The sequence below is a fragment of the Flagellimonas iocasae genome (assembly GCF_042682725.1).
Taxonomy (GTDB): Bacteria; Bacteroidota; Bacteroidia; order Flavobacteriales; family Flavobacteriaceae; genus Flagellimonas; species Flagellimonas iocasae.
The window spans coordinates 178,279-194,335 of record NZ_JBHUHU010000002.1; the positions used below are offsets into that span (position 1 = coordinate 178,279).

Genomic DNA, 16,057 nt, shown 5'->3' on the forward strand with positions numbered 1-16,057 from the left:
TTTGTAGGCTTAGCGACGTAGACAACAGGTTTAAGCCCGAAAACACCCCATTATTAGCGTAAAGGAAGTATGGTCAATTCATCCAAAAGATGAAATAAAGAAATAACAGTTGTCATTTATTTTGTTTGACTATGATTCCGCTTATTTTTATCGCAATCGATTGAGTATATTTAAACAATCATAAAAATTAATGAAAACAAACAAGAAAAACTTACGTAGCAAAGAGTGGTTTGGTGGCAATGACAAAATGGGTTTTGTGCACCGTTCTTGGTTACGAAACCAAGGCTATCCAGACGATATGTTCAGAGGGCGCCCTGTGATAGGAATTTGTAATACGTGGTCTGAGTTGACCCCATGCAACGGACATTTACGGGAATTCGCTGAAATTGTGAAAAAGGGTGTTTTGGAAGCTGGAGGATTCCCGTTAGAGTTTCCGGTGATGTCCCTTGGGGAAACCATTATGCGTCCCACCACCATGCTGTTTAGAAACTTGGCCAGTATGGACGTGGAGGAATCCATTCGTGCGAACCCACTTGACGGAATTGTGTTACTGACAGGTTGCGATAAAACAACCCCATCCACCATTATGGGGGCTTGCAGTGTGGACCTTCCTACTATTGTGGTTCCTGGTGGACCCATGCTCAATGGTAAGTTTAGGGGAGGTGAAATCGGCTCTGGTTCCTTCAATTGGATGATCAAAGAAAAACAGAAAAGGGACAAGTTCACCGAAGAGGATTTTTTGGAAGCCGAAATATGTGCGGCACGTAGTGCGGGACATTGCAATACCATGGGAACTGCCTCAACCATGGCCACCATGGCCGAAGCGTTGGGGTTGACCTTGCCAGGTGCATCTGCCATTCCAGCTGTGGATGCCCGAAAAAAGGTGATGGCCCAGCTTTCAGGAAGACGAATTGTGGAAATGGTAAATGAAGATTTGACCCTATCAAAAATACTGACTCGTGAAGCTTTTGAAAATGCCATCGTGGTGAATGCAGCAGTGGGTGGTTCCACCAACCTTATCATTCACTTGATTGCAATTGCGGGTAGAATGGGAGTGCCCTTAAAATTGGAGGATTTTGATGACCTCGGAAGTAAAATTCCACTTTTGGTTAACCTTATGCCTTCAGGAAAGCACCTTATGGAAGATTATTTCTATGCAGGTGGACTTTCAGTAGTGCTGAAAGAATTAAAGTCCAAACTCCATAAAACCGTCACGGCAAATGGCAAATCCCATCAAGAAAACTGTGAAAAAGCAGTTTGTTACAATGAAGAAGTGATTTCCAAGTACGATACCCCTTTTCAAAAAGAGGCGGGTATTGCAGTCTTAAAAGGGAATTTATGTGAAAATGGTGCGGTCATCAAGCCATCTGCGGCTACGCCGGAATTGATGAAGCATCGAGGTAAGGCCGTGGTATTTACCAGTATGGATGATTATCATGCTCGAGTGGATGACCCAAATTTGGACATTGATGCGGATAGTGTGATTGTGCTTCAAAATGTGGGTCCAAAAGGCTATCCCGGTATGCCGGAAGTAGGAAATGTGGATCTCCCTGAAAAATTGATCATGCAAGGGGTGAAGGATATGGTACGCATTTCGGATGGCAGGATGAGCGGTACTGCTTATGGAACGGTTGTTTTGCACGTCTCACCCGAATCGGCCATTGGAGGGAATCTGGCCTTGGTTCAAAATGGGGATTTTATAGAACTCGATGTGGAGAACAGACGTCTGCATCTTGATGTTTCCCCAGAAGAACTGGAAAAAAGAAGAGCAGCTTGGATACCTCCCAAACCTCACACCGAAAGAGGGTATGTGAAAATCTACCTTAACCATGTGGAACAAGCCGAAAAAGGGGCGGACCTTGATATTTTGGTAGGAGGCTCAGGTAGCGAAGTTAAAGGAGACCTACATTAATAAACACCCAAAAATACCCATCCATTTATGTTAGTTGTCTATTTACTTTTGAGTATTGCCCTAATTATTTTAATGGTCAATTACTTACGGCTCCACCCTTTTTTAGCGCTATTTATGGTGGCGGTCTTTTTTGGTTTTGCAGCTGGAATGGACTATAATCTCATTTTGGAGACCGTCAATGATGGTTTTGGAGGAACCCTCGGTAAGATAGGATTGGTCATCATTTTTGGAGTCATTATTGGAGCCTTTTTGGAAAATACAGGAGGCGCTTATGCCCTCGCGGAAGCGGTCATAAAGATTGTTGGAAAAAAACGGGTATCCGCAGCTATGGGGATTTTAGGATACTTTGTATCCATTCCCGTTTATGCAGATAGTGGCTTTATTTTGCTTTCACCCCTGAACAAGAGCTTGTCCAAAAAGGCAGGCATAAGTTTGGCGGGTTCAGCGGTTGCCTTGGCTTTAGGGTTGACCGTGACCCATAATTTGGTACCCCCAACGCCCGGCCCAATTGCGGCAGCAGGGATTTTGGATGCCGATTTAGGCTTGGTATTGGCCCTGGCCATTCCCATCAGTATCGTGGCCTTGGTCGCTGCACTGGTATTTGCAACAAAGTTTGCCGCCAAAACCTATATTGAGCCTAATCCAGATATTTCTCAAGAGCATATCGATGAGAAAATGAAAACCGCTCCATCGGCTTTTAAGGCTTCATTGCCCATTGTAGTGCCCATTATTCTGATTATGATCAATTCAAGAATGAAAGCCATTGATGCACAGGATATTGCTGGATGGCAGTCGTTTCTTCAGTTTTTGGGAGAACCGGTCATCGCATTGGTCATTGGAATGTTTTTGGCTTTTTCACTACCCAAAAAGCTAAAAAAAGAATTAATATCTACAGAGGGGTGGGTCGGAAAAGCCCTAAAGGAATCGGCCAATATTTTATTGATAACGGGAGCTGGTGGAGTCTTTGGAAAGATGCTCCAGAATTCAGAGATAGCTAATGTTATGGGAGATGCTTTGAGCGATTTGAACCTTAGCTTTTTCCTGCCGTTTTTGATTGCATCCGCCATAAAATTGGCACAAGGTTCCTCGACGGTGGCCTTGATTACCACAGCGTCCATTATGCTACCCATGATGGCCAGTTTAGGAATGGTAACTGAAATGGACAAAGCGTTGTTGGTGGTTTCCATCGGTGCGGGTTCCATGGTGGTTTCCCATGCCAATGACAGTTTTTTCTGGGTGATGACCCAAATGAGTGGAATGAATGTTGCCCAAGGATACAAGCTTCAAAGTTTGGGCACCTTGGTCATCGGATTGACCTCAATAATTGCAGTATTAATCATAAGTCTATTTGTAAATTAAAATCATGAAAATTTATCGAACATCTAAAGGAATTGTACTTCACGCAGAAGGCAAATACTACTTGAGTGACGCAAGTTGGGATGAATTCATCAATGATGATTCCCTTTTTCAGAAGTGCAAATCCGTTGTTAGTCAAAATCAGCCTATCGAAAATGGTCCGGAATTGATATCGGACCACTTGCTGAAACCTATTGAAAACCAAGAAATTTGGGCCACTGGGGTTACCTATTACAACAGTAAAATGGGACGTCAAGAAGAGGCCAAGGAAGCTGGTGGTGGCGACTTTTATGAGCGTGTATATAATGCCGCGAGACCTGAATTATTTTTTAAATCCACTGCGGCCAGAGCTGTTGGTCATTTAGATAAAGTGGCGATTCGGGAAGATTCAACTTGGGATGTACCCGAACCAGAGCTTACACTTTGTATCACTTCAACCGGAAAAATTGTGGGATACACCATCGGTAACGATATGAGCAGCAGAAGTATTGAAGGTGAAAATCCGCTCTATCTTCCGCAAGCAAAGAATTATGACCGAAGTGCCGCCATTGGTCCTTGTATTTATGTGAGCGATGGGCCTTTCCCACAGGATTCAAAGATTTATTTGGAAATCGTTAGAGGTGGTAAGACAGTTTTCTCGGGTGAAATCGGAATAGATCAGATTGTACGCAAGTTTGAGGATATTGTTCAGTATCTTTACAAACATACTACCTATCCTCACGGCTGTTTTTTAATGACAGGAACAGGTATTGTGCCCGGCGCAGATTTTACGTTGGCGCAAGATGATGAGGTCAATATCACTATTGATAATATAGGAACTTTAACGAACACAATCGGATAAATTAATCCCAAAACATGCAATTACAAGGCAAGAATTACCTAGGAAATGAGAAATCGGCCTTAGGGGCCAACACGTATTATGGAATTAACCCAAGTACTGGGGAAAATCTGGAAACGGCTTTTACAGAGGCCATTGAAGGAGAAATAAACACCGCCGTTGAAAAGGCGGTAACGGCTTTCAAAGTCTATAAAAACAAATCTGGAGCCGAAAAAGCCGCTTTTTTGGATGCTATTGCTGATGAAATATTGGCACTTGACGACCAATTGGTGCAACGGGCCTGTGCAGAAACCGGTCTTCCAGAAGGCAGAATTACTGGTGAAAGAGGCAGAACCGTGGGGCAAATGAAATTGTTTGCTACCGTGTTACGCGAAGGTTCATGGGTTGATGCGCGAATTGACGAGGCCATGCCAGACAGACAACCCCTACCACGAGTGGATATTAGAAGTATGTTGCGTCCATTAGGCCCAGTGGCCGTTTTTGGCGCCAGTAACTTTCCGTTGGCATTTTCGGTAGCTGGGGGAGATACCGCCAGTGCATTGGCAGCAGGTTGCCCAGTGGTGGTAAAAGCGCACCCTGCACATCCCGGAACCTGTGAATTGGTAGCGGAAGCCATCATTACAGCAGCCAAGAAAACTGGAATGCCCGATGGTGTATTTTCCATGGTGCATGGCATCTCCCACGAAGTGGGAATGGGCTTGATTGAGCACAACGGTATCCAAGCAGTTGGATTTACAGGTTCATTCAGAGGTGGTAAAGCATTGTTTGATGCTGCCTCAAGACGCATGAACCCAATCCCAGTGTACGCGGAAATGGGAAGTACCAATCCTGTATTTATTTTGCCAGGAGCTATGGCCGAAAAAGGAGCAGAGCTCAGTCAGCAATTGCACGGCTCTTTCACTTTAGGTGTAGGTCAGTTCTGTACCAATCCTGGAGTGGTCATTGCCCACGATTCTGAGGAAACCAAGGCGTTTAAGAGTTCATTGACCAGTTTGGTGGCTGAATCCAACTCATCGGCGATGCTTACCTCAGGTATTCACAATGCTTTTGATGGCGGTGTAAAGGAATTGTCTTCCCAGCAAGGTGTTGAATATTTGGCGAAAGGTGCCGATGCCGGCGGAAATCATGGAAATGCCAATTTATTTGCGACCGAGGGTAAAAACTTTTTGTCCAATACCTTATTGGAAGAAGAAGTATTCGGTCCATCAACTTTATTGGTGAATACTTCTGATAACAGTGAAATGCTGGAAATAGCCCGAAACCTTCATGGGCATCTAACAGCGACCATCCACGGTACAGAGGAAGATTTGTTGAACAATAAAGAGCTTATCGATATTTTGGAGGAAAAAGTGGGCCGCTTGTTGATCAATGGATTCCCAACTGGAGTTGAAGTATGCCATGCGATGGTCCACGGAGGTCCTTATCCAGCAACTACTGATTCTAGGTCTACTTCTGTTGGAACGAAAGCTATTGAGCGTTTTGTTCGACAAGTATGCTACCAAAACTTCCCTGATGCCATTCTACCTGCAGAATTGAAACAGGGCAATCCATTACAAATAATGAGATTGGTCAATGGGGAGAAAAAGAGATAAACACCTCCCTAAAACCTGATTGTATAAAATGAAAAAACTCCGGTAATCAGCCGGAGTTTATTCATCAATCAAAAAACGAACAGTCATGATAAACTGTTGTAGGTATCCAAATTACAACTTTCCTGCCAAAAAAACAATTTAAGACTAGTTTAACTGTAATTTGTTAGTGTAAATTTCACAATTTACCCCAAATATGTCTTTAAAATCTTACTTCTAGACGTATGTTTAAGGCGTCTGATGGCCTTTTCCTTGATTTGTCGAACACGCTCCCTAGTCAAATCAAAAGTTTCACCAATCTCTTCCAAAGTCATTGAATGTTGTCCGGCCAAACCGAAGTAAAGCCTGATTACATCTGCTTCTCTGGGGGTCAAGGTTTCTAAAGCACGCTCAATTTCAGTGCGTAAAGATTCGTGCAACAACTCTCTATCTGGATTGGGAGATTCCCCACTTCGCAATACATCATACAAGTTGGAATCCTCACCATCAATCAGAGGAGCATCCATGGATACGTGACGACCTGAGTTTTTCAAAGATTGCTTCACATCTTCCACTGTCATGTCCAATTCTTTGGCAATTTCCTCTGCAGAAGGTACACGCTCATGTGCTTGCTCCAAGAAAGCAAACGTTTTGTTGATTTTGTTGATGGAACCGATTTTGTTCAATGGCAAACGCACGATACGGGATTGTTCAGCCAATGCTTGTAGTATGGATTGACGAATCCACCAAACGGCATAAGAAATGAACTTAAATCCACGGGTCTCATCGAAACGCTGTGCCGCCTTGATCAGTCCCAAGTTCCCCTCATTGATCAAATCAGGGAGGGTCAATCCTTGGTTTTGGTACTGTTTTGCCACAGAAACCACAAACCTTAGGTTGGCTTTAGTTAATTTTTCCAAGGCTACTTGGTCACCCGCTTTAATACGCTGGGCCAACTCCACTTCCTCATCGGCAGTGATCAAATCCACTTTTCCGATTTCCTGTAAGTATTTGTCCAACGATGCGGTTTCCCTGTTGGTAACCTGTTTTGTAATTTTTAACTGTCTCATCTAAATTTTCCCTTCAAATTAAGTTTTTTGAACCGGAGCTCATTAGTTTATACGTAGAAAAAACCAAAATGTTACAATTTGGTAAAATTTATTTGTAAATAATTTCCTAAAAACAGAAAACCCCAGGATTTCCTGGGGTTCTCGGTATACATACTGGAAAAATATTAATCTCTCCTTGGTTTTCTATCTCTATCTCGATCTCTATTTCCACCTCTGCGGTCTCCACCACCTCTTCGGTCTCCACCTCGGTCATTGTTGCGAGGTCTTTCTTGGTATCCTTCAGGTTTTGGCAACAAGGCCTTTCTGGAAACTTTCTCTTTACGGGTCTTGGGATCAATACCGAAGTATTTCACATCGATAACATCTCCTAAGTTTACCACATCTGTTACGTTTTCGGTACGTTCCCATGCCAATTCAGAAACGTGAAGCAATACCTCGTTTCCTGGGGCATCCATATACTCCACAACAGCACCAAAATCCAATACTTTGATAACTTTTACTTCGTAAATGCTGCCGACTTCAGGCTTGAACATTAATGAATCGATTTTCTTCAATACCATATCGATGCCATCTTGGTCGGTACCCAAGATTTCCACAATACCTTCTTCAGTATCTGGATCTTCATTGATAACAATGGTGGTCTTGGATTTCTTCTGAAGGTCTTGGATAACCTCTCCACCTTTACCAATAAGGGCACCAATAAATTCACCAGGAATAATTCTGGTAATGATTTTTGGAGCATAGGATTTCACCTCTGGTCTTGGCTCAGCAATAGTATCGGTCAATTCCTTAAGGATATGCATCCTTCCAGCATTGGCCTGCATCAAGGCTTTTACCAAAATTTCATAGGAAAGTCCTTTTACCTTAATGTCCATTTGACAAGCGGTGATACCATCAGCAGTACCAGTTACCTTAAAGTCCATATCACCCAAGTGGTCTTCATCACCCAAAATATCGGAAAGAACGGCAAATTTACCGGTTTCGGTATCGGTGATCAATCCCATGGCAATACCAGAAACTGGTTTTTTCAATTGAACCCCAGCGTCCATCAATGCCATAGTACCGGAACATACTGTTGCCATGGAGGAGGAGCCGTTGGATTCCAATACTTCGGAAACCACACGAACGGTATACGGACAATCCGCAGGAATCATGCCTTTAAGGGCACGTTGTGCCAAGTTACCGTGACCTACCTCTCTACGGGAAGTACCACGAATGGGTCGTGCCTCACCAGTGGAGAAAGGAGGGAAGTTATAGTGCAAATAGAAGGTTTCTTCACCTTCGTATGATGGCATGTCAATTTGGTTCGCCTCTCTTGAGGTTCCCAAAGTAACAGTTGCCAAAGCTTGGGTTTCACCACGTGTAAAGATTGATGAACCGTGTACGCTTGGCAAGTAATCTACCTCACACCAGATAGGACGAATGTCGGTTGTCTTACGACCATCCAAACGAAGTCCTTCTTCCAAGGTAAGGTTACGAACAGCTTCTTTTTCAGCTTTGTGGTAATATTTGGATACCAAACCACCAATTTCTTCTAATTCTTCTTCAGAGAAAGTCGCTTTTACTTCTTCCTTGATAGCGGCGAAAGCTTCGCTACGCTCTTTTTTGGAAGAACCAGCTTTGGCTACGGCATATACTTTATCATATGCCAAGTCCTTAACTTTTTTCTGAAGCTCTTCGTCTTCAGCTTCTGGTTCGTACTCTCTGGTTTCTTTTTTACCGAAAGCCTCGGCCAATTTTACCTGAGCGGCACATTGAACTTTAATGGCTTCATGGGCAAATTTGATGGCTTCTACCATTTCCTCTTCAGAAATCTCAGACATCTCACCTTCCACCATCATTACTGAATCTTCAGAAGCACCGATGACCATATCGATATCGGAACTTTTCAATTGCTCCATGGTTGGGTTGATGATCAATTCGCCATCGATACGACCAACGCGAACCTCCGAAATTGGACATTCAAAAGGAATATCGGACAATTGAATGGCTGCAGAAGCGGCCAAACCTGCCATCGCATCGGGCATTACGTTTTCGTCGTGAGACATTAATTGGATCATCACTTGAGTTTCGGAGTGATAATCTTTAGGGAACAATGGTCTCAAAACCCTGTCCACCAAACGCATGATCAACACCTCGCCATCGCTAGGTCTGGCCTCACGTTTAAAGAATCCGCCAGGATAACGTCCAGCAGCGGCAAATTTTTCACGATAATCAACGGTAAGTGGCAAAAAGTCCACATCCGCAGCTTGATAATTGGAGACAACGGTACATAACAACATACACTTGCCTGATTGGACAACCACAGAACCATGGGCCTGTTTTGCCAATTTTCCGGTTTCAATAGAGATTTCTCTACCGTCACCAAGGTCTATGACCTCTTTAAAAGTTTCTGGAATCATACAAATAATCTTACCCGTACAAAAAAACGGGTCGTTAAACATTTGGTCTACCGCCATCCGGACGGTCGGGTTGTGTTGTTGTTGTGTTGGCCTTTCGGCACTGACCAATGAAAAACTATATGAAGCTTTTTGTGTTTGCCCAATTTGCAGCTTGGGACTTAGGGTTGTTGGAGCCCGTCCAACTAAAACAAAGGGGAAGCCAAAGCCTCCCCATCGTTTTTATTTTCTGATACCTAATTCTTTAATCAAAGAACGGTATTTTTCAATATCTTTTTTCTTTAGGTAATCCAAAAGACTACGTCTTTTACCTACCAATGCCACCAAAGAACGCTCAGTGTTGTAATCTTTGTGGTTTCTTTTAAGGTGTTCAGTCAAGTGGTTGATACGGTGTGTGAACAATGCAATTTGCCCTTCCGTAGAACCGGTGTTGCTCTCAGAGCCGCCGTGTTTCTTGAAAATCTCGGCTTTTACTTCTTTAGTTAGATACATTCCAATATTATTTAAATGATTTTTATGTATTGATTGACCTTCAATCAGCGTGCAAAGATAATCCTTTTTTTGAATCCATGAATTTTATGGATGAATTAAACCTTTTGATTTCTAGACCGTCCAAGCACCAAACCATAAATTTTATCATTATGAAAAAGAATCTTAATCCTTTGAATTCTGTTGGAATAACCTCCATGCTCATGGGAGTTTTATTTTTAACCTTTGCTTCATGCAGTAAAGAGGAATCCAGCAGTGAAGATCTCTCAAGTACGGAAGTGATTTCAGCGACTGAACTAAAGTTCAGTGATGAAACCGAGATGATTTCCGAAGAAATCACCGCCATTGCCGAAGATATATACGCGGCTGATGAAATTTCAACAACTTCCAAGGCCAATTATCATTCGGACTATCTACCAGAATGTGCGATCGTTACCATTGAACTTACCGATACTACAAAAAATATTACCCTGAATTTTGGGGAAGGTTGCGAGATGCCCAATGGAAATAGCGTTAGCGGAAGCGTGTATCTAAGCTATGCGCTTGACATGGAAGCGGCTTCAAACACCATTACCTTGAATTTGGAAGATTTTGTTTTTAATGGAGTGGCTGTGGAAGGGTCAGCAAGTATTGTGCGTGTCCGTTCCAATGAAAATGGAAATCCGCAAGGCATGTCCGAAGCCAACTTCACTTCAACCTGGCCTGATGGAAATACTACATCTTACACAGGAACCCGCACCCGGGAATGGATTGAAGGTTTCGGAACCGGCTTTTGGGGCGATAATGTCTTCCTGGTTACCGGAAAGCGCACCTATGTGAGCAGGGCAGGAAATGAATTTGTAAAGGAAGTTATTACACCGCTCCGCAGGGAAATGTCTTGTCGATTTATAGTAACCGGTGTTTTGGAAATTTCAAGGTTTGGGAATACCGTTAGCTTGGATTTTGGGGATGGTAGTTGTGATGCGAAGGGTACTTTGACCTATGGGGACGGTACCGAACAGGAAATATTCTTGCGACGTTTTAGGAATTAGCGGTGAACTGGAAATGAAAAAGCCCCGATATTCGGGGCTTTTTTTATGCTCTTATCGGTTGATTCGTAATCAAATCGATATAAAGATTGACCTGTTTTTTCAAATCCCTTCGGTGGACGATAAAGTCCAAGAACCCGTGCTCTTTCAAAAATTCTGAAGTTTGAAATCCTTCAGGAAGGTCCTTTCCAACCGTATCCTTTACAATTCTAGGTCCAGCAAAACCAATCAAGGCCCCTGGTTCCGCAATGTTGATGTCCCCCAACATGGCATAGGAAGCTGTGGTTCCCCCAGTTGTTGGGTCGGTGCATAACGAGATATACGGAATTTTAGCTTCGGCCAATTGGGCCAATTTTGCTGAAGTTTTTGCCAATTGCATTAGGGAAAGCGCAGCTTCCATCATACGGGCGCCACCCGATTTTGAAATCATCAAAAACGGAATCTTTTTCTTTTTGGCGACATCAATGGCACGTGCAATTTTTTCACCTACCACACTTCCCATGGAACCTCCAATGAAATTGAAATCCATGCATGCAATCACAATTTCATTTCCCATGGATTTTCCAACTGCAGTGCGGACGGCATCCTTCAAACCTGTTTTTTGCTGAACAGATTTTAAGCGCTCAGAATATTTTTTCGTGTCCACAAACTTCAAAGGGTCCTTGGAAGTCATATTAGCATCCAATTCCTTGAACTTGTTATCGTCAAAAAGAATTTCAAAATATTCTTTGCTGCCAATTCTTACGTGGTAATCATCCTCTGGACTTACGTAGAAGTTTTTGGCAAGGTCTTCAGATTCAACAATTTTACCCGTGGGAGATTTGTACCAAAGCCCTTTTGGGGTGTCTTTTTTCTCCTCTGTTAAGGTCTGTATTCCTTTTTCCTTTCTTTTAAACCAAGACGACATGCAATCAAAATTAAATTAAACGAAGGGTTTACAAGGTATTGACGTTATTTAAATCTTCAAAAGCCTTTTTCAATCGATCAACAAAAGTTTTTTCACCTTCACGGAGCCAAACTCTTGGATCATAGAATTTTTTATTGGGTTGGTCATCTCCATCAGGATTTCCGATTTGAGCCTGCAAATAAGCGGATTTACCTTGAATGTAATCCCTTATTCCAACTAAAAAGGCATATTGTAGATCGGTATCGATGTTCATTTTAATGACTCCATACCCAATGGCTTCCCTAATTTCCTCTAAAGTGGAACCTGAGCCGCCATGGAATACAAAATCGATATGATTGTACCCTACACCGTATTTTTCAGAGATGAATTCCTGGGAATTCTTCAAGATTTTCGGTGTCAATTTTACATTCCCGGGTTTGTATACTCCGTGAACATTTCCGAATGCGGCGGCCACTGTGAATCTATGGCTTATTTTGGAAAGTTCTTCATAGGCATAGGCCACTTCTTCGGGTTGGGTATATAATTTAGAATCATCAACATCGGTATTGTCAACACCATCTTCTTCGCCTCCGGTAACACCCAACTCGATCTCCAAAGTCATACCCATTTTGCTCATGCGAGCCAAGTATTCCTTGCAAATTTCAATATTCTCTTCAATGGGTTCCTCAGACAAATCGATCATGTGGGAACTGAACAATGGTTTTCCAGTAGCTTTGAAATGTTCATCACTGGCATCCAAAAGTCCATCAATCCATGGCAATAATTTTTTGGCACAGTGGTCGGTGTGCAATATTACTGTAGCGCCATAAGCCTCGGCCAATTGGTGAATATGTTTGGCACCGGCGACAGCTCCTAAAATTGCGGCTTTCTGGTTTTCGTTGGAAAGTCCCTTTCCTGCATTGAACTGTGCTCCTCCATTTGAAAATTGAATGATGACGGGTGAGTTTAATGAAGCAGCGGTCTCCATTACGGCATTGATGGTATTGGATCCTACGACATTTACAGCCGGAAGAGCATACCCGTTTTCCTTTGCGTGTTTGAAAATTGCCTGTACTTCATCACCGGTAGCAACGCCCGGTTTAATATTGTGGGACATAGTTTAAGATGGTTTCGAGTTAAAATAGGGAACAAAAGTAATAAATTATTTGCTCTAGAATGGATAATTGATCCCGATATTGAAGACGGCTTTTTTGAGATTGAAATCACTAAACCAACGATCAGAACCTTGCTCAGCAGGATTATAGGTCTTAAAACCTACGTCTACCCTAAAGACAAAATAGGTGAAATCATAACGGATTCCCAAGCCTGTTCCCAGCGCTATATCTGCCAAGGAAGAAAACCCTGTGAAGATGGCGTCCGGATTATTCTCGTTATCAAATACGTTCCAAATATTGCCCGCGTCTGCAAAAAGGGCCCCTTTTACATCGCCTGCGATTGGAAAACGATATTCCAAGTTAAAAGCTAGCTTTAAGTTGGCCTCGTTAAAGTCGTTGATGTTATTGGTTTTTCCGGGACCCAACTCGTAAGCGTTCCAACCACGGTTGTCGTTGGAGCCTCCCGCAAAGTAACTGCGTACAAAAGGAATGTTGTTGGAATTCCCATAGGGAACCGCCAAACCTCCGAAGCTTCTAAAGGCCAAAACTTGGGAGTCGCCTACTTCCCAATGGCGTATGTAGTCAACTTCCGTTTTCAAATATTGGGAAAAAGGAACACCGAAAACCAAAAGTTGGCCATCATCATTTTTATTGTATGGAACCACATTGGCAACCATGGAAAGTAGGTTTCCTGCGCTTTCCAATTTTATACGGTACTGGTAAAAATCGTTGTCATTGATGCCTGACTTACTGTTTTTGTTGTGGGTAAAGTTGGTGGCAAATATGAGGTTGTTCTCCGTAAGTCTTCGTCTGCGTTCCTCTATGCTGTTGACTTCATCCAACTGGTCGTCTGATACCGGAATTTCATTGTCCAAAACCGCACGGGCAAAATCATTGGCACCTTCAGGAATAATAAGGCGAAGGGGGTCAGCTGCATTATCACTCTCTTCAAAAAAAGAAGCGTATTGGGGATCATCCTGAAAATCATCCGCAAGGTCATCCAAATTGGCGAAGGTGTTCCGATACACATTGTAGAAGTTGTCAGGGTTTACGTTGCGAACAAATTCCACGTTCAACAACTCCAAATTGTTTCTCAATCTATCAGTGGGAGACCAATTATAGGAAAGGATTGAATTTAAAGACTGTTTATCCAAACCAATGTTCCGCTGAAAGTTGGTACCCACCAAAAGTCTACTTTGGGGCAACATGTAGTAGGGAATAATTTTTTCTGTATTGAAAGGAAGCCATATCCGTGGAAAGGTGATGTTAATATCTCCCCCAAGTTCGGAAGTAAAGGTTTCGTTGGATAGGGAGGCATCACTTAGCAGACCAATGGACCCTCTTGCGGAAATGTTCAAGGTTTCCGCCCCACCAAATACGTTGCGCGTGATGACCGAAGCACTAAAGGCCGTTCCCACCTGTTGAATGTTGGAGTGGGTCACATCAAAATTCATGTTCAATGAAAATTTGGGCCTCGGGGCCAAATAGATGTTGGATATCAATTGTGCTTGAGTGGTATCAGGAATAAATTCAATGTTCGGGTATTTAAAGGTATTCAGGTTGGTGATTTGCCTGTAGGTTCGAATTCGGTCAATATCCCTATAAATACTGTCCTTTTCAAAAAAAATGGCATCGGTAAGCGCTTTGGGCCTGTACCTGAGTTTATTTTTATAATAGATGGTATAGTTGTCATATTCCATGGAACTCAGGGAGTCGGTATCATCACCAAAAAGGTAATCGGAATAAATATTGATTTTCTTCAGGCGATAAATTCGGTAGGGGTCCGAAGTATCCGTGCTATCCGTGGCACTCCTAAATTTTTTGATGTTCAATTGCACATCCATTTGCTGGTCATTCGCGGCCAAGGTGGTATCTCGTAAAATATCATAATTAATGGAGCTTTCCTGAAAATTATACACTCCGGAATTCCGGAAGAGGGTGGTGAGTCGTTCCCGTTCCAGTGTAAAATTGTCCAAATCGAACTGCTCGCCTTTTTTTACGAAGGATTGCTTTTTGAAAACATTGTAAATGGAATCCAACTCTGGAGAGGAAATGTTTTTTTGTACCGTATCAATGATAAAGGGTTTGCCCAAGGTCACCTCGTAATCCAACTCGGCCCTTTTCTTTCGCTTGCCCTCCACAATTTGGTAGGTACCCGAATTATTGAAATATCCTTTGCTGTTGTAATAAGCTTCCAGCCTATTTACCGATTTGTTAGTGAGGGAAGTGTCGATGACTACGGGCGGTTCGCCAATTCGTTTTAGAAACTCACTGTATCCCTTTACCATAAAGGATTCCTGCAATCGGTTTACTTGTTTCTTGGAAAGGAGGTTGTTCAACCTTTTTTCCCTTTTTTCGCTTCGGTGCAACCAGTCTTGAAAAGAAGAATCTGGATTTTCCTTGGCAAGATTGTAAAGGTTCAAACGAAGGGGATAGCCAAGAACACTACTGTTGGGTTTTTGAGAAATAAGCCCCTTTATTTCGCTGTCGGTGACCTTTTCATCATCCACATAGATGTTGTTCTTGGTAAGCAATAACTCCTCATCACCAACCTTTTTAAGGGTGTTGCAACCAGCAATGGCCAATATAAGCAACAATAATCCTATTTTTGCCCAGTTGCACAATAGACGTAAAGAACCCTTCATAGACGCCAAAAATACACGATTTAGATGGTTACGAAAAACCAAATTAAACTAGTTGTTAGCCTAAAGCAAAAAAAGTACCGATCTCAACACGGGCTGTTTGTGGTGGAAGGTGAAAAGACGGTGAATGAGCTGTTGCAATGGGGTTTGAAAGCCTATGCGGTGTTTGCGGATAATTCCCAAAACCCAAAGGGTTTTGAAGGAGCAGAGGTGGTTTCCAAAGCAACGATGAAACAAATGAGCAGTCTAACAAATCCTAGTGGAATATTGGGTGTTTTTTATATGCCCAAAGCCAAAACAGGGGAAGCATCTGATTGGATTTTGGCGCTGGATGCGGTCCGAGACCCTGGAAACCTTGGGACCATTATCCGACTTTGCGATTGGTTTGGAATCACGCAATTGATTTGTTCCGAGGATACAGTGGATTGCTACAACCCTAAAGTATTACAAGCTACTATGGGTTCCATTGCCCGAATAAACATTGTTTATACAAATCTGGAGGCGTATTTAGAACACACGGATCTAGTGGTGTACGGTGCTTTTATGGATGGAGCATCTGTGTATGTAGAAAAACTTCCAGCAAGTGGAATTTTGGTAATGGGCAATGAAGCTAATGGGATATCATCCGATGTTACAAAACATATCGCACAACGTATTTCAATTCCACAATACGGACAAGCCACGACGGAAAGTCTTAATGTTGCCACGGCAACTGCCATTCTTCTGAATGAGATTAGAAGGTGATTTTTAGTTA

At 42.7% G+C, this 16,057-nt stretch carries 12 protein-coding genes; 6 read left to right on the top strand and 6 right to left on the bottom strand.

Features of this window, described 5'->3' with window-relative positions:
* The first annotated feature begins 190 nt into the window (after window positions 1–190).
* Genes ACFSJE_RS06635 through ACFSJE_RS06650 form a run of 4 tightly spaced genes read left to right on the top strand, consistent with a single transcriptional unit; the run spans window position 191 to window position 5,698 of the window.
* Window positions 191–1,912 carry an IlvD/Edd family dehydratase gene (locus ACFSJE_RS06635; RefSeq protein ID WP_379830202.1) on the top strand — a complete coding sequence of 574 codons (1,722 nt, stop codon included), beginning with the start codon at window positions 191–193 and terminating at the stop codon, window positions 1,910–1,912.
* Between the two features lie 27 nt (window positions 1,913–1,939).
* A complete protein-coding gene (locus tag ACFSJE_RS06640; protein WP_379830203.1) occupies window positions 1,940–3,271 on the top strand; it encodes a GntP family permease in 1,332 nt (443 codons plus the stop codon).
* Window positions 3,272–3,275: 4 nt separating this feature from the next.
* The gene (locus ACFSJE_RS06645) at window positions 3,276–4,109 is read left to right on the top strand and encodes a fumarylacetoacetate hydrolase family protein (RefSeq protein ID WP_379830204.1); all 834 of its coding nucleotides are present in this window, start codon (window positions 3,276–3,278) and stop codon (window positions 4,107–4,109) included.
* Between the two features lie 14 nt (window positions 4,110–4,123).
* Window positions 4,124–5,698, top strand: a complete 1,575-nt coding sequence (locus tag ACFSJE_RS06650; RefSeq protein ID WP_379830205.1) for an aldehyde dehydrogenase (NADP(+)) — start codon at window positions 4,124–4,126, stop codon at window positions 5,696–5,698.
* A 182-nt stretch (window positions 5,699–5,880) separates the two neighbouring features.
* On the opposite strand, the gene ACFSJE_RS06655 is transcribed toward ACFSJE_RS06650, so the two are convergent.
* The 3 genes from ACFSJE_RS06655 to rpsO form a co-directional block, all read right to left on the bottom strand.
* On the bottom strand, window positions 5,881–6,744 hold the full coding sequence (locus tag ACFSJE_RS06655; protein WP_379830206.1) for a sigma-70 family RNA polymerase sigma factor: 864 nt from the start codon (window positions 6,742–6,744) through the stop codon (window positions 5,881–5,883).
* Window positions 6,745–6,908: 164 nt separating this feature from the next.
* Window positions 6,909–9,146 carry a polyribonucleotide nucleotidyltransferase gene (locus tag ACFSJE_RS06660; protein WP_379830207.1) on the bottom strand — a complete coding sequence of 746 codons (2,238 nt, stop codon included), beginning with the start codon at window positions 9,144–9,146 and terminating at the stop codon, window positions 6,909–6,911.
* A gap of 219 nt (window positions 9,147–9,365) precedes the next feature.
* Window positions 9,366–9,635: a 30S ribosomal protein S15 gene (gene rpsO / locus ACFSJE_RS06665; RefSeq protein ID WP_207097665.1), complete on the bottom strand. Its 270-nt coding sequence runs from the start codon at window positions 9,633–9,635 to the stop codon at window positions 9,366–9,368.
* Window positions 9,636–9,784: 149 nt separating this feature from the next.
* Here rpsO and ACFSJE_RS06670 point away from each other — a divergent pair, with 149 nt between their 5' ends.
* Complete coding sequence (locus ACFSJE_RS06670; protein ID WP_379830208.1) at window positions 9,785–10,663, top strand: hypothetical protein; 879 nt, start codon at window positions 9,785–9,787, stop codon at window positions 10,661–10,663.
* 43 nt (window positions 10,664–10,706) lie between these two features.
* Here ACFSJE_RS06670 and accD read toward each other — a convergent pair whose 3' ends face one another.
* From accD to tamL, 3 genes are read right to left on the bottom strand one after another with little or no spacing between them, the layout of a single operon-like run.
* Window positions 10,707–11,567: an acetyl-CoA carboxylase, carboxyltransferase subunit beta gene (gene accD, locus ACFSJE_RS06675; RefSeq protein WP_379830209.1), complete on the bottom strand. Its 861-nt coding sequence runs from the start codon at window positions 11,565–11,567 to the stop codon at window positions 10,707–10,709.
* 28 nt (window positions 11,568–11,595) lie between these two features.
* On the bottom strand, window positions 11,596–12,663 hold the full coding sequence (gene fbaA, locus ACFSJE_RS06680; RefSeq protein WP_379830210.1) for a class II fructose-bisphosphate aldolase: 1,068 nt from the start codon (window positions 12,661–12,663) through the stop codon (window positions 11,596–11,598).
* 54 nt (window positions 12,664–12,717) lie between these two features.
* The gene (gene tamL, locus ACFSJE_RS06685) at window positions 12,718–15,306 is read right to left on the bottom strand and encodes a translocation and assembly module lipoprotein TamL (RefSeq protein ID WP_379830335.1); all 2,589 of its coding nucleotides are present in this window, start codon (window positions 15,304–15,306) and stop codon (window positions 12,718–12,720) included.
* A 24-nt stretch (window positions 15,307–15,330) separates the two neighbouring features.
* On the opposite strand from tamL, the gene ACFSJE_RS06690 reads away from it, so the two are divergent.
* Entirely contained in the window at window positions 15,331–16,047 is a 717-nt protein-coding gene (locus ACFSJE_RS06690) for a TrmH family RNA methyltransferase (RefSeq protein ID WP_379830211.1), read from the top strand.
* The last annotated feature ends 10 nt before the right edge of the window (window positions 16,048–16,057 follow it).